The following is a 15150-nucleotide window of genomic DNA, read 5'->3' on the forward strand; positions in this document are numbered from 1 at the left end:
AGCCAGCAACATGTTCTCGATCCCCAAACAACAATGACGCGCATCTTATTCCGGCGAGCCGTGGCGCGCGCGGCCGTCTGGCTTTCCCTGCTCGGGCTCGTGGCCTTGCTGACGGCCTGCGGCAGCCTGCCGGCCGTCAAACACATGCCGCCGACCCTGTCGCTGGCGCCCGATCCGACGACGCCGCTGGCGAAGGTGGTGGCGGCCTCCACACCGCCGGACGAACATTCGGGCTTTCGCCTCATGCCGCTGGGCGTGTATTCGCTGGACGCGCGCATCGAGCTGGCGCGGCGCGCCAAGCACACGCTCGACGTGCAGTACTACGTGATCGCCAACGACGGCGCGGGCGGCCTGCTGCTGCGCACACTGAAGGAGGCGGCCCAGCGCGGCGTGCGCGTGCGCCTGCTGGTGGACGACCTCTACACCGCCAGCACCGACCAGATGCTGCTCGCCATGACGGCCACGCCCAATATCGAAGTGCGGCTCTTCAACCCGTTCTGCTGCGCGCGCGCCAGCCTGCCGGGGCGCTTCGCGGCGTCGGTCTTCGACATCTACCGGCTCAACCACCGCATGCACAACAAGCTCTTCATCGCCGATGGCGTGATGAGCGTGATGGGGGGGCGCAACATCGCCGACGAGTACTTCACGCTCAACAGCGCGCAGAACTTCATCGACATGGACGCGCTGGTCGTGGGCAAGGTGATCGAGCAGCTGGCCAACATCTTCGACGCCTACTGGAACAGCGAAGAGGTCTATCCCATCGGCGACATCGTGACGCCTTACGCCGGCCGCACCGTGATGGAAAGCGACTTCGACGCGCGCGTCGGCATGGGCGCGCCGCCGCCCAAGGTCATCCTGCCGCCGACCGACGTGCTGGGCTACGGGCCGATCGGGGAAGAGCTCGACGAGGGCCGCATCGGCTTTCTCTGGGGCGTGGCCAATGCGGTGGCCGACCCGCCGGCCAAGCTGCGTTCCATGACCAGCGACGAGGCCTTCGAGAGCAGCGTGACCGCGCGCTTCTGGCAGCGCCTGCTCACGGCGGAAAACGAGGTGGTGCTGACCTCGCCATACCTGGTGCCGGGCGAGCGCGGCATGGCCGGCTTCAGGCAGCTACGGGACTGGGGCGTCGACGTGACGTTGCTGACCAACTCGCTGGCCGCCAACGACGAGCCGCTGGTGCACAGCGGCTATGCGCGCTATCGCAAGCGACTGCTGGAAGACGGCGTCGACCTGTACGAGCTGAGCCCGGCGCGCACCACGCGCAACAAGCGGCTCGGCGTGTTCGGCAGTTCGCTGGGGCGCCTGCACGCCAAGACGGCGGTGGTCGACAAGCGCCTGATCTTCATCGGCTCGGTCAACCTCGACCCGCGCTCGGCCACGCAGAACACCGAGCTCGGCCTGGCCGTGTTCAGCCCGCAACTGGCGCGCGAGATGCTGCGCATCATCAACATCAGCAAGCTCGAGAGTGCCTACCGCGTGCGCCTCGAGCCCAAGACCGGCCGGCTCGAGTGGCTGTCGATGGACGAGGACAAGGAGGTCGTGCTGTACGACGAGCCGGAATCGAGCTGGCTGCAGCGCCTGAAGATCAACCTGCTCGGGCCGCTGGTGCCCGAGGATCTGCTCTAGCGCTGCGCCCGCGGTGTTGCTTCAGCCGCCGTGGAACTTGACCACCAGCGGCACGATCAGCAGCGCCACGATGTTGATGATCTTGATCAGCGGGTTGACCGCCGGGCCGGCCGTGTCCTTGTAGGGGTCACCCACGGTGTCGCCGGTGACGGCTGCCTTGTGCGCTTCGCTGCCCTTGCCGCCGTGGTGGCCGTCCTCGATGTACTTCTTGGCGTTGTCCCACGCCCCGCCGCCGGTGCACATCGAGATGGCGACGAACAGACCGGTGACGATGGTGCCCATCAGCAGCCCCCCCAGCGCCTTCGGCCCGAGCAGCAGGCCCACCAGGATCGGCACCACCACGGGCAGCAGCGACGGGATCATCATTTCCTTGATGGCCGCACCAGTCAGCATGCCGACGGCCTTGCCGTACTCGGGCTTGGCGGTGCCTTCCATGATGCCGGGGATGTCGCGGAACTGGCGACGCACTTCCTCGACCACTGCGCCGGCCGCGCGGCCCACGGCTTCCATCGCCATGGCGCCGAAGAGGTAAGGGATCAGCCCGCCGATGAAGAGGCCGACGATCACCATCGGGTCGCTCAGGTTGAAGCTGATCGCCTGGCCGTAGCTTTCCAGCTTGTGCGTGTAGTCGGCGAAGAGCACCAGCGACGCGAGGCCGGCCGAGCCGATGGCGTAGCCCTTGGTCACGGCCTTGGTGGTGTTGCCGACCGCGTCGAGCGGGTCGGTCACGGCGCGCACGCTGGCGGGCAACTCGGCCATCTCGGCGATGCCGCCGGCGTTGTCGGTGATGGGGCCGTAGGCGTCAAGCGCGACCACGATGCCGGCCATGCTCAGCATCGCGGTGGCGGCCACGGCGATGCCATAGAGCCCGGCGAGTGAATACGAGGCCAGGATCGCGATGCAGACGAAGATCACCGGCCAGGCCGTGGAGCGCATCGACACGCCCAGCCCCGCGATGATGTTGGTCCCGTGGCCGGTGGTCGAGGCCTGTGCGATGTGCCGCACCGGCTTGTACTGCGTGCCAGTGTAGTACTCGGTGATCCACACCAGCGCGGCCGTCAGCACCAGGCCCACGGCGCAGGCGCCGAACAGCTTCATCGCGCTGCCAGTGGGCGCGATGGCGTTGTCGGGGATGAGCCACTGCGTGACGAAGTAGAAGGCGATCAGCGACAGGATGCCCGCCACCGCCAGCCCCTTGTAGAGCGCCGGCATCACGTTGGTCATGCCCGGCGAGGCCTTCACGAAGAAGCAGCCGATGATCGACGCGATGATCGACACGCCGCCCAGCGCCAGCGGGTACAGCACCGCGTTGACCGGCGCCGCCGCCACCATCAGCGCACCGAGCACCATGGTCGCGATCAGCGTCACGGCGTAGGTTTCGAAGAGGTCGGCCGCCATGCCGGCGCAGTCACCGACGTTGTCGCCCACGTTGTCGGCGATCACCGCCGGGTTGCGCGGGTCGTCTTCCGGAATGCCGGCCTCGACCTTGCCCACCAGGTCGGCGCCCACGTCGGCGCCCTTGGTGAAGATGCCGCCACCCAGCCGCGCGAAGATCGAGATCAGCGACGAGCCGAAGGCGAAGCCGATCAGTGGGTTGAGCAGCGACGACAGGCTCTTGTCCGGCGTCAGGTTGCCGTTGCCGACCAGGAACCAGTAGAAGCCCGTCACGCCCAGCAGCCCGAGCCCCACCACCAGCATGCCGGTGATGGCCCCGCCGCGGAAGGCCACATCGAGGGCCGGGCCGATGCCCTGCGTGGCGGCCTGCGCGGTGCGTACGTTGGCCCGCACCGACACGTTCATGCCGATGAAGCCGCAGGCGCCCGAGAGCACAGCCCCGAGGACGAAGCCGACCGCGGTGGTGGCGTCCAGGAAGATACCGATCAGGATCGCCAGCACCAGGCCGACGGCGGCGATGGTGACGTACTGCTTGGCGAGGTAGGCCGCTGCGCCTTGCTGGATCGCCGCCGCGATCTCCTGCATGCGGGCGTTGCCCGGGTCTTTCGCGAGGATCCAGCTGCGGGCCCAGACACCGTAGCCGACGGCGACAAGGCCGCAGACGATGGCGAGGACCAGAGGGGTGTTGCCGATCATGCTTGCATCTCCATTCGTTCGTTGTGACTTGTGGAGACGAAAGCCCGGCCCGGTGCGCAACGCGTACGGGTCGAGGCTTCCGTCGCGTTGCTTCCTCGAAGCCTGCACCGCGGACGGACGCAGGCCGATTGGCCAACGGGCGCAATTTACAGGCAAATGTCACAACCTGTGCCATCCATTGCAGGTCCGGAAAGTAAACTGCGGGTTTCTCCGCATCCCGCCCCAACTTTCAAACTACAGCGACAACACCATGTCTTTCGACAAAGTCTCTCCCGGCAAGAACGTTCCCGACGCCTTCAATGTGGTCATCGAGATCCCGATGAACTCGGACCCGATCAAGTACGAAGTGGACAAGGAGTCGGGCGCGCTCTTCGTCGACCGCTTCATGACGACGGCGATGTACTACCCGGCCAACTACGGCTACGTGCCGCAGACCCTCAGCGGCGACGGCGACCCGGTCGACGTGCTGGTGATCGCGCCGTACCCGCTGCTGCCCGGCGTGGTCGTGCCCTGCCGGCCGCTCGGCATCCTGATGATGGAAGACGAAGCCGGCGTCGACGGCAAGGTGCTGGCCGTGCCTACCACCAAGGTGTTGCCGATCTACAGCCACTGGAAGTCGATCGACGACGTGAACCCGATGCGCCTGAAGGCCATCAGCCACTTCTTCGAGCACTACAAGGACCTGGAAGAGGGCAAGTGGGTCAAGATCCTCGGCTGGGAAGGCATCGACTCCGCCAAGAAGGAAATCACCGACGGTCTCGCCAACTACGGCAAGAAGTAAGCTGGCGAGCCCCGCGGCGGCCCGGCCCGGATGCCGGGGCCCCCGCGGAACTGGCGCTGCCAGGCCGCCGGGTGCGCCCCCTCGAGGGGGAGGCGCCGAAGGCGCATCGGGGGTGGGTCTCAGCCTACATGCCGAGGTAGCGGCCGGGGCGGTGGTTGATGGCCAGCACGAGGTTGAGCGCCACTGCACCGAGGATCGAGTACAGCACGCGCATCGGCTCGATCGAGAACAGCGCCAGCAACACGATGGCGCAATCGACGCCCATCTGCACCTTGCCGGCGCGCCAGCCGAAGCGGTCCTGCAGCCACAGCGCCAGCACGCCGATGCCACCCAGGCTGCACTTGTGGCGGAACAGGATCAGGAAGCCGGTGCCGGTGATCAGTCCCCCCACCAGCGCCGCATACACCGGCTGCAGCGAGGCGAAGGCCAGCAGCTGCGGCTGCAGCGTCGTCAGGGCCGACAGCAAGGCGACCGCGATGAAGGTCTTGACGGTGAACGCCACCCCCAACTTCCGCCAGGCAAGCCAGTAGAAGGGCAGGTTGAGCACGAAGAAGAGCGGGCCGAAGCCGATGCCCGTCGCGTAGTGCAGCAGGAAGGCGAGGCCGGCCGTGCCGCCGGTCAGCAGGCCGGCCGTCGTGAAGAAGGCGATGCCGACCGAGATGAGCAGCGTGCCGCTCGCCACGGCGAGCGCGTCTTCGGCGAGTGTGTGCTTCTGGGGGAGGGACTCGTCGGTGTCGGTGGCGGCGCGCATCGGGCAAGTGTCGCTTGGTCGCGATGCTGGCGCGATGCGCCAGCGCAAGGTCGCGTGTCAGCCCGGCGACTTGAAGGGGCTGCGCTCGTCCAGGTGCTGCATGTAGTTCTCGATGCCTTCGCCCTCGCGCTCGAGGAAGCGCTCGACGGCATCGGCGAAGGCCGGGTGCGCCAGCCAGTGCGCGCTGGTGGTCTTCACCGGCATCAGGGCCCGCGCCATCTTGTGCTCGCCTTGCGCGCCGCCTTCGAAGCGCTGCACGCCGTGGTCGATGCACCAGGCCAGCGGCTGGTAGTAGCAGGCGTCGAAATGGAGGCAATCGACCCGCTCCAGGGCACCCCAGTAGCGGCCGTAGGCGACCCGGGGCGCATCTGCGGCGGCGCCGTCGACCGACAGTGCGATCAGGCTCGAGGCGATCGGCTTGCCGTCGCGCTCGGCAATGAAGAGCAGCCAGGCCTCGGGCAGCGTGTCGGCCATGCGCTGGAAGAAGTCGCGGCTGAGGTAGGGCGCGTTGCCATGCTCGCGGTAGGTGCGGGCGTAGCAGCGGTAGAAGAAATCCCAATCGGCGGGCGAGATGTCGCTGCCGCGGGACCAGCGGAAGCGCACACCCGCATCGGCGACCTTGCGGCGCTCCTGCCGGATCTTCTTGCGCTTGTCGTGCGACAGGCTGGCGAGGAAGGCGTCGAAATCGGCATAGCCCGCGGTGCTGTCACCGGGTTGGTTCGACCAGTGGAACTGCACGGTGTTGCGCAGCATGAGGCCGTGGTCGGCGCAGGCGGCGATGTCCTCGTCGGCACCGAAGAGCAGGTGCAGCGACGAGAGTTCGGCCTCCTTGCAGAACTGCACGAGCCCCTGCACCAGCAGCGCGCGGCTGTCGGCGTCGCGCGCCAGCAGGCGCGTGCCGGGCACCGGCGTGAAGGGCACGGCGACGAGGGCCTTCGGGTAGTAGGCGAGCCCGTGCTGCTCGTACGCGTTGGCCCAGGCCCAGTCGAACACGTACTCGCCGTAGGAGTGGTCCTTGATGTACAGCGGGCAGGCCGCGAGCAGCGTCTTGCCGCGCCACAGCGTGGCGAACTGCGGCGTCCAGCCGTGCTCGGGCGTCGCGCTGCCGCTGCGGTGCAGCGCGTCGAGGTATTCGTGGCGCATGAAGGGGCTGGGCGCGGCCTGCATCGCGAGCAGGGCGTTCCAGGCCTCGGCGTCGATCTCGCCGGGGGCCGCGTGGAGTCGGAGAACGGGCTGGGCCATGGGTCGACGCCTCAATGCTTTCGCGCGCCGAGGTATTCGGCGATGTAGATGCCGCCCAGCACGAGTGCCAGCGCGACGGCGTGGTACGCCGACAGCGGCTCGCCCAGCACCAGCACGGCGAGCAGCGGGCCGAAGATCGGCACCAGGTTCATGAACATCCCCGCCCGCGCCGGCCCGATCAGCGCCACGCCCTGCATGAAGGTCAGTTGCGAGATGAAGGAGGGCAGCAGCCCGATGAAGAGCACCAGCAGCCAGCCCTTGGCGCTCGGCAGGTAGGACTGCCCCATCGCGATCTCCACGGCGACGAAGGGGAGCGAGACGACGGCGGCGACGGCGGCCAGCGCCGCGAAGAACACGATGGCCGGCACAGCAGGGCGCTGCCGCAGGCCGAGCGCGAAGCCGGCGTACAGCACGCAGGCGATGACGATCCAGACGTCGCCGACGTTGAACTCCAGCGCCGCCAGCCGGGCGAGTTCGCCCTGCGAGGCGACGACCGCGATGCCGCCCATGGTCAGCACCGCGCCGACGATCTGAAGACCCGTGATGCGGGTGCGGTAGAGGAACAGGCTGCCAATCAGCACGAGCACCGGAATGGTGCCCTGGATGATCGCGATGTTGATCGCCGTGGTGTGGTGTGCGGCGGCGTAGAACAGCGCGTTGAAGCCCGTGAAGCCGAGCGCGCCCATCAGAAGGATGGAGCGCCAGCGCGGCAGCAGGCTGCGCCAGTGCGTCGCGATCTGCGCACGCGACGTCAAGGCCAGCGCGGCGCAGCAGACGCTCCAGCGCAGGCAGGTCAGCAGCATCGGCGGGATCTCGCCGACCGCCAGGCGCGCCGCCACGGCGTTCGCACCCCAGGTCAGCATGGTGAAGACGAGCAGGACGTAGGCCTGGCTGTTGACCCAGTGGAAGCAGGAGCCGAGAACGGAGGAGGTACCGGAGAAACTAGCGCGCATCGCGGGTGAGCGTACCAGTCTGCACGCGTGCGTGCTCCGCTGGAGGGCATCGCACAAAGGCGGTGCGCCGCCCCGGGGGCGCGCCGGGGTATTCGCGTCGAGAGACGTGGCGCGCGCCGCTATTGGCGTTACGCTATCGAACAATCGATTCAACGAAACCGCAGGAAGACAAGCCCATGAAACTCATCACTGTCATCGTCAAACCTTTCAAGCTCGACGACGTGCGCGAGGCGCTGGCGGAAGTCGGCGTGTCCGGCCTCACGGTGACCGAGGTCAAGGGCTTCGGCCGGCAGAAGGGCCACACCGAGCTCTACCGCGGCGCGGAGTACGTGGTGGACTTTCTGCCGAAGATGAAGATCGAGGTGGTGGTCAACGAGGGCGAGGTCGAGCGCTGTGTCGAGGCGATCGTCAACGCCGCACGCACCGGCAAGATCGGCGACGGCAAGATCTTCGTCACCGAAGTCGAGCGCGTGGTGCGCATCCGCACCGGCGAAGAGGGCGAATCGGCCGTCTGAGCGCCCGGCTCAGAGCACTTCGGCGAGGCGGTCCCTGCCGCTGTGGCGGCCGGCTTCGTCGATCAGCGCTTCGAGCAGCGGGGCGGTCTCGGTGCCGCTGCGGATCAGCCCCATCTGCCAGTCGCCCATGAGCCCCTCGCGCACGCAGTTCGCCAGGAAGGCGAGCAGGCCGTCGTAGTAGCCGGCGCTGTTGAGGATGCCGACCGGCTTGTCGTGGTAGCCCAGCTGGCGCCAGGTCCAGATCTCGAACAGTTCCTCGAAGGTGCCGATGCCGCCCGCCATCGCGAGGAAGGCGTCGGCCCGTTCGCCCATCATGGCCTTGCGTTCGTGCATCGTGTCGACGATGTGCAACTCGTCGCACAGCGTGTTGGCGAGCTCCTTGTCGACCAGGGCCTTGGGGATGATGCCGACCACGCGGCCGCCGGCCTGGCGCGTGGCCTCGGCCACGGTGCCCATCAGGCCGGTGCGGCCGCCGCCGTAGACCAGTTGGCCGCGGCGTTCGCCGATCCATCGGCCGACGGCTTCGGCCACGTGGGTAAATTCGGGGCGCTCACCGGGTCGGGAGCCGCAATAGACGCAAATCGAGAAAGCAGGAGTCATGGGGTCAATCATGCCGTGGCTGCGTGACGCATGCCGTTCAGGGGGTGGCGGCCGCGAAGCGTTGCCAGAGCGCGGCCAGCCAGACGGCGCTGCACAGCAGGATCGACAGCAACACCGCGGCACTGCCCAGGTCCTTGGCCGTCTTGGAAAAGCTGTGCCATTCGGGGCCGATGCGGTCGATGGCCGCTTCGATGCCGCTGTTGAGCAGCTCGACGATCAGCACCAGCACCACCAGGGCCGCCAGCAGCGCGGTCTCGACCCAGCTGCGCCCGACCCAGAAGGCTGCCGGCAGCATGACGACGGCGCAGGCCACCTCCTGGCGGAAGGCGGCTTCCTTCCAGCCGGCGCGGAAGCCGTCCAGCGAGATGAGCGCGGCGTGCCAGACGCGGGCCATGCCGCGCCGTGCCTTCTGCGGGTTGACGGGGGCCGGGGTGCTCATCGGCGGCTCATCGGGCGCGACGTGATGAGCTGCGTGCCAGCCCAGGCGTCGTGCCAGAACTGCTGGCGGGGATGGAAACGCGCCAGCAGCGCCCACACCACCACCCAGCCGCCGATGAGCAAGGCGGACTCGGGCCCTGACAACTTGAACGGCGCGATGGCTGCGAGCGGCGGCAGGAACCAGACCCAGCTCAGCAGGTAGCGCGCCAGGGCCCGGCCCTGCGTGATGGGGGCGCCGGCGCGGTCGACGATGCGGATGTTCCAGGTCTTCATCGCCAGTGTCTGGCCCTTGGCCCAGAACCAGACGAAATACACGCCGAACACCACGAAGAGAAAGGCCTGGAGCAGGTGCCGGCGCGAATCCATGGCGTCGCGCATCTGGCCGAGCGTGCTGAACAGCCAACCCGCCACGAAGACCACCGCGAACAGCAGCATGCCTTCGTAGAGCCAGCAGGCCATGCGGCGCCACAGCCCGGGCGTCTGCATCGCCGGCGCGCTGGCCGGCCCGCCGGAGCGCGCGGCGGCAGGGGAACTCGGATTCATCGACGCAACAGGGGAATCAGGGCAGGGGCGGGACCACGGGTGCCGGCGGCGACATGACGGGCGTCGGGGCCGGCGCTTCGACGGAGGCCGAAGGTGTCGCGATCATAGGCGCTGGCGCCACGGCTTCGGCTGGCGGCGCCAGCTGGATGCGCGCACTGTGCTGTCCCTTGGTGGCCTCGGTCGGAAGCGGCACCAGCTTCTGGGCGGGTACCGGCCGGATCGTGCCGGCCGCGCCGGGCGGGCGCGGCGCGGCGCTTTCGGCCAGGCGACGCTTCTCCTCGGGCGAGAGGGCTTGGTACGCCTCCCACTTTGCCTTGCGCTCGTCCGCCGGCACCTGCTTGACTTCGGCGAAGTTGAAGCGCGCCTGATCGCGCTGCTGCCGGCTCAGGGCCGTCCATTCCGTCATGCGGCTGTGCAGCGTCGCCCTTTCGGTGGGCGACAGCTTGGCGTGGTTGCGCGACAGGGTGAGCCATTTGCGTTTGTGGCCCTCGCTCAGCGCATCCCACTCGGCGGCCAGCGGTTGCAGCGCCTGCTGCTGCTTGGCACTCAGGTCGCGCCAGAGGGGCTTGGCCAGGGGTTTGACCGAGGAGGCCGCTGGCGCCGGTGCGCTCGATGGTGCCTGAGCCTGCACCTGCCCCATCCAACCGGCCGCGGCCACCCACAGCACCGTGCCCGTCAGCCACGCTGCGCTGCGCGTGCGAGACGGTCGCAGCAGCGAGGCGCAATGGGCAGCGGAGGCACGGTCGGACGTCATGCAGGCGGAGCGGGGCGGGATATCGGCGTGATTTGGAGAAAAGGGCGCATCAGCGGCTCGGGCTGCCTTCGGCCTTGAGGAATTGCGCGAACCCCGGGTCGGTGTAGGCGGCAGGTGGCAGGTCGTCGGTGAGAAGGGCGGAGTCGACCTCTGCCAGCTCCTTGAAGCGTTGATCCTCCTGCCAGACGCTGATGCTGACGAGCCCGACCACCAGGGCCACCAGCGGAAGAACGGCACCGAATCGGTTCCACCAGACGCTCCCGAGCACGGCAGCGCCACCCGCACCGACCACCACGGCCGCTGGACGGTCGGTCTGTTTGCGGCGGGCCACGGCCTGGGCGCGCGCCACGCGCAGGCGCTCGCTGATGTCATGCGGCATCGCATCGGTCCCGGCGGACAGGCGTGCGGCCACACGGTGGCCGAATCGCGCCTCCGCGGCGTCGTTGACGGTAGAAATCGAGCGGTTCATAGTGAAATTCCCTTGGCCTTGAGCGCTTTGCTCAGCGCATGGACCGCGCGCGAGCAATGGGTCTTGACGCTGCCTTCCGAGCAGCCCATGGCGGCCGCGGTCTCGGCGACGTCCATTTCCTCCCAGTAACGCATCAGGAAAGCCTCGCGTTGACGGCCCGGCAAAGCCGCGATCTGTTCTTCGATTTCGTGGAAGACCTGGGCACGTCGCGTGGTGTCCTCCGCGCTCTCCGTTTCCAGTGAGTCGGTGGGCGAGACAAAGTTCTCGAGGAGGTCGAAATCACCGTCGTCGGCGGACTCGAAGTCGCTCATGTTGGAAAACAGGGCGCGGCGCGTCTTCTGCCGCCGGAACCAGTCGAGCGTGCAGTTCGAGAGGATGCGCTGGAACAGCATCGGCAACTCGTTGGCCGGCTTGTCGCCGTAGTGCTCGGCCAGCTTCATCATGCTGTCCTGCACGATGTCGAGCGCCGCTTCCTCGTCCCGCACGTGGTAGACCGAGCGCTTGAAGGCACGTCGTTCCACACTTTTCAGGAAATCTGACAGTTCTTTTTCGGTGGCCAAGGACAGGGGCGCATCGGGCGCCAGAAGGGGGGCTTCCCCCCGTGGGGAGGGTTCTTTCTTGTCGGCCCCGATTATCGCATCGGCCCTTTCCGTGGTGTGCCCACCACGACCGGCGGGCCGGGGATGCCATAATCCGCCCTGCAATTCACACAGGCAAACGGGTCAAGGTCCGGCGGAACATCAGTCCGTTCATGGCTTTGGCCTCAAGTCCCGACGCGGTCTCACAAGGGCTGGCAAGGGGCACCCAAGGTTTTTCGTTCCCGAAAACTCGAAAGGTTCATCATGGAAATCTCCAAGGCGGAGATCGCTTCCGCGGCTGCAGCTGCCGGCGGACAATCGCAAGAACTCATGGGCGCGGAGGTGCTGATCAAGGCACTCCAGGCCGAAGGCGTCGAGTACGTCTGGGGGTACCCCGGTGGCGCGGTGCTCTACATCTACGACGCGCTCTACAAGCAGAACACCATCCAGCATGTGCTGGTACGCCACGAACAGGCGGCCGTGCACGCAGCGGATGGCTTCGCGCGGGCCACTGGCGAAGTCGGCGTGGCACTGGTCACTTCCGGTCCCGGGCTGACCAATGCGGTCACCGGCATCGCGACGGCCTACATGGACTCGATCCCGATGGTGATCATCTCGGGCCAGGTCCCGACGGCGGCCATCGGACTGGATGCGTTCCAGGAATGCGACACGGTCGGCATCACGCGACCGATCGTCAAGCACAACTTCCTCGTCAAGGATCCCAAGGATCTGGCGATGACCATGAAGAAGGCCTTCCACATCGCGCGCACCGGTCGGCCCGGTCCGGTGGTGGTCGACGTGCCGAAGGACGTTTCGTTCAAGAAGATCACGTACACCGGCTATCCCGACAAGGTCGAGATGCGCTCGTACAACCCGGTGCGCAAGGGCCACGGCGGGCAGATCCGCAAGGCGTTGCAATTGCTGCTCAATGCCAAGCGGCCGTACATCTACACCGGCGGCGGCGTGCTGCTGGGCAACGCGACGAACGAACTGCGCGCGCTGGTCGACATGCTCGGCTACCCGGTCACCAACACGCTGATGGGCCTGGGCGCCTACCCGGCGAGCGACCGAAAGTTCCTCGGCATGCTGGGCATGCACGGCACCATCGAGGCCAACAACGCGATGCAGAACTGCGACGTGCTGCTGGCCGTGGGCGCGCGTTTCGACGACCGCGTGATCGGCAATCCGAAGCACTTCGCCCAGAACGAACGCAAGATCATCCATATCGACATCGACCCGTCGAGCATTTCCAAGCGGGTGAAGGTCGATATCCCGATCGTCGGCGACGTCAAGGACGTGCTGACCGAGCTGATCTCGATGGTCCGCGAGGCCTCGCAGAAGCCCGATGCCGGTGCGCTGGCCGACTGGTGGAAGACCATCGAAACCTGGCGCAGCAAGGACTGCCTGGCCTACGACCGCGGCAACACGGACGTGATCAAGCCGCAGTACGTGGTCGAGACGCTCTGGAATATGACCAAGGACGCCGATGCCTACATCACGTCGGACGTCGGCCAGCACCAGATGTGGGCCGCGCAGTACTACCGCTTCGACGAGCCGCGCCGCTGGATCAACTCGGGCGGCCTGGGCACCATGGGCGTGGGCATTCCGTATGCGATGGGCATCAAGCTGGCCAAGCCGGAGTCGGAGGTGTTCACCATCACCGGCGAGGGCTCGGTGCAGATGTGCATCCAGGAACTGTCGACCTGCCTGCAGTACAACACGCCGATTAAGATCTGCGCACTGAACAACCGCTACCTGGGCATGGTGCGCCAGTGGCAGGAGATCGAGTACTCCGGCCGCTACAGCCACAGCTACATGGACGCGCTGCCCAACTTCGTGAAGCTGGCCGAGGCCTACGGCCACGTCGGCATGCTGATCGAGCGGCCGCAGGACGTGGAGCCCGCGCTGCGCGAGGCGCGCAAGCTCAAGGACCGGACGGTGTTCATGGACTTTCGCACCGACCCGACCGAGAACGTGTTCCCGATGGTCAAGGCGGGGGCGGGCATCACCGAGATGCTGCTGGGTTCCGAAGACCTCTAGCGCGAGCGAGAGCGAAGCCACAAGTCCCCGTGTCCGAAGGACCGGGTTTCAACTTTTAATCGACGAATCTATTGCCCGCCGAGCCCGCGCATTACCGTGCGCGGGGGAGGGCGGCGAAAAGAGGAGTTCGCACACATGAAACACATCATCGCTGTCCTGCTGGAAAACGAGCCCGGCGCGCTGTCGCGCGTGGTGGGCCTGTTCTCGGCCCGTGGCTACAACATCGAATCGCTGACCGTGGCGCCGACCGAGGACCCGAGCCTCTCTCGCATGACCATCGTGACGGCCGGCTCCGACGACGTGATCGAGCAGATCACCAAGCACCTGAACCGCCTGATCGAAGTGGTCAAGGTCGTCGACCTGACCGAGGGTTCCTACACCGAGCGCGAGCTCATGATGGTGAAGGTGCGCGCGGTCGGCAAGGAACGCGAGGAGATGATGCGCATGGCGGAGATCTTCCGCGGCCGCATCATCGACGTGACCGACAAGAGCTACACCATCGAGCTCACCGGCGACCACGGCAAGAACGACGCTTTCCTCGAAGCCATCGATCGCAGCGCCATTCTCGAAACCGTCCGCACGGGTGCCAGCGGCATCGGTCGCGGCGAGCGCATCCTGCGCGTCTAGTTTTTCAGTTCACACCCACCAACGAGTCAACGAAGGAGCAATCATGAAGGTTTATTACGACAAGGACGCGGACCTGAGCCTGATCAAGGGCAAGACCGTCGCGATCATCGGCTACGGCTCGCAAGGCCATGCGCACGCCCAGAATCTGAACGACAGCGGCGTGAAGGTCGTGGTCGGCCTGCGCAAGGGCGGTGCGTCCTGGCCCAAGGTCGAGAAGGCCGGCCTGAAGGTCGCGGAAGTCGCAGACGCCGTGAAGTCGGCCGACGTGGTCATGATCCTGCTGCCCGACGAGCAGATCGCCGCCGTCTACAAGAACGACGTGGCACCGAACATCAAGGAAGGCGCTTCGCTCGTCTTCGCGCACGGCTTCAACGTGCACTACGGCTTCGTGCAGCCGCGCGCCGACCTCGACGTGTGGATGGTCGCTCCCAAGGCCCCGGGCCACACCGTGCGCAGCACCTACACGCAAGGCGGCGGCGTCCCCCACCTCGTGGCCGTGCACCAGGACAAGACCGGCAAGGCCCGCGACCTGGCCCTGAGCTACGCCACCGCCAACGGCGGCGGCAAGGCCGGCATCATCGAAACGAACTTCCGCGAAGAAACCGAGACCGACCTGTTCGGCGAACAGGCGGTGCTGTGCGGCGGCACGGTCGAGCTGATCAAGGCCGGCTTCGAAACGCTGGTGGAAGCCGGCTACGCGCCCGAGATGGCGTACTTCGAATGCCTGCACGAACTGAAGCTGATCGTCGACCTGATCTATGAAGGCGGCATCGCCAACATGAACTACTCGATCTCGAACAACGCCGAGTACGGCGAGTACGTCACCGGCCCGCGCATCGTGACCGAAGAGACCAAGAAGGTCATGAAGCAGGTGCTCAAGGACATCCAGACCGGCGAATACGCCAAGAGCTTCGTGCTGGAAGCCGCTGCAGGCCAGCCGGCGCTGATCAGCCGTCGTCGCATCAACGCCGAGCACCAGATCGAGGTGGTCGGTGCGCAGCTGCGCAAGATGATGCCCTGGATCATGAAGAACAAGCTGGTCGACCAGACCAAGAACTGATCGGCATCTGCCGTCTCGAAGGCCACCGTTCGCGGTGGCCTTTTTCTTTCCGGGCGCAGCTGGGGCCTGAACTAAACTGCCG

Annotated in this window: 16 protein-coding genes; 6 read left to right on the forward strand and 10 right to left on the reverse strand. The window is 66.8% G+C overall.

The annotated features are described in order from the left end of the window. Positions 1-33 precede the first annotated feature (33 nt). Positions 34-1626 (forward strand): phospholipase D family protein, encoded by a 1593-nt coding sequence (locus QTH86_RS00560; RefSeq protein ID WP_286646603.1) that lies wholly within the window; start codon positions 34-36, stop codon positions 1624-1626. A 21-nt stretch (positions 1627-1647) separates the two neighbouring features. On the opposite strand, the gene QTH86_RS00565 is transcribed toward QTH86_RS00560, so the two are convergent. Beyond that, the gene (locus QTH86_RS00565) at positions 1648-3717 is read right to left on the reverse strand and encodes a sodium-translocating pyrophosphatase (protein WP_286646602.1); all 2070 of its coding nucleotides are present in this window, start codon (positions 3715-3717) and stop codon (positions 1648-1650) included. Positions 3718-3967: 250 nt separating this feature from the next. Here QTH86_RS00565 and ppa point away from each other — a divergent pair, with 250 nt between their 5' ends. Further along, complete coding sequence (ppa, locus tag QTH86_RS00570) at positions 3968-4498, forward strand: inorganic diphosphatase (protein WP_286646601.1); 531 nt, start codon at positions 3968-3970, stop codon at positions 4496-4498. 124 nt (positions 4499-4622) lie between these two features. Here the strand turns inward: ppa and QTH86_RS00575 are convergent, their stop codons facing one another. The 3 genes from QTH86_RS00575 to QTH86_RS00585 are packed head-to-tail and all read right to left on the reverse strand — an operon-like array spanning position 4623 to position 7444. Beyond that, entirely contained in the window at positions 4623-5249 is a 627-nt protein-coding gene (locus tag QTH86_RS00575; RefSeq protein WP_286646600.1) for a YitT family protein, read from the reverse strand. A 57-nt stretch (positions 5250-5306) separates the two neighbouring features. Further along, positions 5307-6491, reverse strand: coding sequence for a GNAT family N-acetyltransferase (locus QTH86_RS00580; protein WP_286646599.1), 1185 nt, complete (start codon positions 6489-6491; stop codon positions 5307-5309). 11 nt (positions 6492-6502) lie between these two features. Then, the gene (locus tag QTH86_RS00585) at positions 6503-7444 is read right to left on the reverse strand and encodes a DMT family transporter (RefSeq protein ID WP_286646598.1); all 942 of its coding nucleotides are present in this window, start codon (positions 7442-7444) and stop codon (positions 6503-6505) included. Positions 7445-7620: 176 nt separating this feature from the next. Here QTH86_RS00585 and QTH86_RS00590 point away from each other — a divergent pair, with 176 nt between their 5' ends. Further along, positions 7621-7959: a P-II family nitrogen regulator gene (locus QTH86_RS00590; protein WP_286646597.1), complete on the forward strand. Its 339-nt coding sequence runs from the start codon at positions 7621-7623 to the stop codon at positions 7957-7959. A 9-nt stretch (positions 7960-7968) separates the two neighbouring features. Here QTH86_RS00590 and QTH86_RS00595 read toward each other — a convergent pair whose 3' ends face one another. From QTH86_RS00595 to QTH86_RS00620, 6 genes are read right to left on the reverse strand one after another with little or no spacing between them, the layout of a single operon-like run. Then, a complete protein-coding gene (locus QTH86_RS00595; RefSeq protein WP_286646596.1) occupies positions 7969-8559 on the reverse strand; it encodes an LOG family protein in 591 nt (196 codons plus the stop codon). Between the two features lie 37 nt (positions 8560-8596). Continuing rightward, positions 8597-8998, reverse strand: a complete 402-nt coding sequence (locus QTH86_RS00600) for a diacylglycerol kinase (protein ID WP_286646595.1) — start codon at positions 8996-8998, stop codon at positions 8597-8599. Next, entirely contained in the window at positions 8995-9540 is a 546-nt protein-coding gene (locus QTH86_RS00605; protein ID WP_444813535.1) for an RDD family protein, read from the reverse strand. The genes QTH86_RS00600 and QTH86_RS00605 overlap by 4 nt, the downstream gene beginning before the upstream one ends. Positions 9541-9556: 16 nt before the next feature. Then, positions 9557-10294, reverse strand: coding sequence for a DUF3106 domain-containing protein (locus tag QTH86_RS00610; RefSeq protein WP_286646594.1), 738 nt, complete (start codon positions 10292-10294; stop codon positions 9557-9559). A 49-nt stretch (positions 10295-10343) separates the two neighbouring features. After that, positions 10344-10763, reverse strand: coding sequence for a DUF3619 family protein (locus QTH86_RS00615; RefSeq protein WP_286646593.1), 420 nt, complete (start codon positions 10761-10763; stop codon positions 10344-10346). Further along, positions 10760-11323, reverse strand: coding sequence for an RNA polymerase sigma factor (locus QTH86_RS00620; protein ID WP_286646592.1), 564 nt, complete (start codon positions 11321-11323; stop codon positions 10760-10762). The genes QTH86_RS00615 and QTH86_RS00620 overlap by 4 nt, the downstream gene beginning before the upstream one ends. 282 nt (positions 11324-11605) lie before the next feature. Between QTH86_RS00620 and QTH86_RS00625 the strand changes: the two genes are divergently transcribed. The 3 genes from QTH86_RS00625 to ilvC all read left to right on the forward strand — a co-directional run bounded on the left by QTH86_RS00625 (position 11606) and on the right by ilvC (position 15068). After that, positions 11606-13381 carry an acetolactate synthase 3 catalytic subunit gene (locus QTH86_RS00625; protein WP_286646591.1) on the forward strand — a complete coding sequence of 592 codons (1776 nt, stop codon included), beginning with the start codon at positions 11606-11608 and terminating at the stop codon, positions 13379-13381. A 135-nt stretch (positions 13382-13516) separates the two neighbouring features. Further along, positions 13517-14008, forward strand: a complete 492-nt coding sequence (ilvN, locus tag QTH86_RS00630) for an acetolactate synthase small subunit (RefSeq protein WP_262076813.1) — start codon at positions 13517-13519, stop codon at positions 14006-14008. Then, positions 13965-15068, forward strand: a complete 1104-nt coding sequence (gene ilvC, locus QTH86_RS00635; protein WP_286646590.1) for a ketol-acid reductoisomerase — start codon at positions 13965-13967, stop codon at positions 15066-15068. The genes ilvN and ilvC overlap by 44 nt, the downstream gene beginning before the upstream one ends. Positions 15069-15150 lie beyond the last annotated feature (82 nt).

The sequence above is a fragment of the Variovorax sp. J2L1-78 genome (assembly GCF_030317205.1).
In the GTDB taxonomy this organism is placed as follows: Bacteria; Pseudomonadota; Gammaproteobacteria; order Burkholderiales; family Burkholderiaceae_C; genus Variovorax; species Variovorax arabinosiphilus.

Excerpts from the sequence above, each read along its gene's own strand:
- QTH86_RS00560 (WP_286646603.1), top strand. The coding sequence starts at position 34 with ATGACGCGCATCTTATTCCGGCGAGCCGTGGCGCGCGCGGCCGTCTGG.
- QTH86_RS00565 (WP_286646602.1), bottom strand. The coding sequence starts at position 3,717 with ATGATCGGCAACACCCCTCTGGTCCTCGCCATCGTCTGCGGCCTTGTC.
- ppa (WP_286646601.1), top strand. The coding sequence starts at position 3,968 with ATGTCTTTCGACAAAGTCTCTCCCGGCAAGAACGTTCCCGACGCCTTC.
- QTH86_RS00575 (WP_286646600.1), bottom strand. The coding sequence starts at position 5,249 with ATGCGCGCCGCCACCGACACCGACGAGTCCCTCCCCCAGAAGCACACA.
- QTH86_RS00580 (WP_286646599.1), bottom strand. The coding sequence starts at position 6,491 with ATGGCCCAGCCCGTTCTCCGACTCCACGCGGCCCCCGGCGAGATCGAC.
- QTH86_RS00585 (WP_286646598.1), bottom strand. The coding sequence starts at position 7,444 with ATGCGCGCTAGTTTCTCCGGTACCTCCTCCGTTCTCGGCTCCTGCTTC.
- QTH86_RS00590 (WP_286646597.1), top strand. The coding sequence starts at position 7,621 with ATGAAACTCATCACTGTCATCGTCAAACCTTTCAAGCTCGACGACGTG.
- QTH86_RS00595 (WP_286646596.1), bottom strand. The coding sequence starts at position 8,559 with ATGACTCCTGCTTTCTCGATTTGCGTCTATTGCGGCTCCCGACCCGGT.
- QTH86_RS00600 (WP_286646595.1), bottom strand. The coding sequence starts at position 8,998 with ATGAGCACCCCGGCCCCCGTCAACCCGCAGAAGGCACGGCGCGGCATG.
- QTH86_RS00605 (WP_444813535.1), bottom strand. The coding sequence starts at position 9,540 with ATGAATCCGAGTTCCCCTGCCGCCGCGCGCTCCGGCGGGCCGGCCAGC.
- QTH86_RS00610 (WP_286646594.1), bottom strand. The coding sequence starts at position 10,294 with ATGACGTCCGACCGTGCCTCCGCTGCCCATTGCGCCTCGCTGCTGCGA.
- QTH86_RS00615 (WP_286646593.1), bottom strand. The coding sequence starts at position 10,763 with ATGAACCGCTCGATTTCTACCGTCAACGACGCCGCGGAGGCGCGATTC.
- QTH86_RS00625 (WP_286646591.1), top strand. The coding sequence starts at position 11,606 with ATGGAAATCTCCAAGGCGGAGATCGCTTCCGCGGCTGCAGCTGCCGGC.
- ilvN (WP_262076813.1), top strand. The coding sequence starts at position 13,517 with ATGAAACACATCATCGCTGTCCTGCTGGAAAACGAGCCCGGCGCGCTG.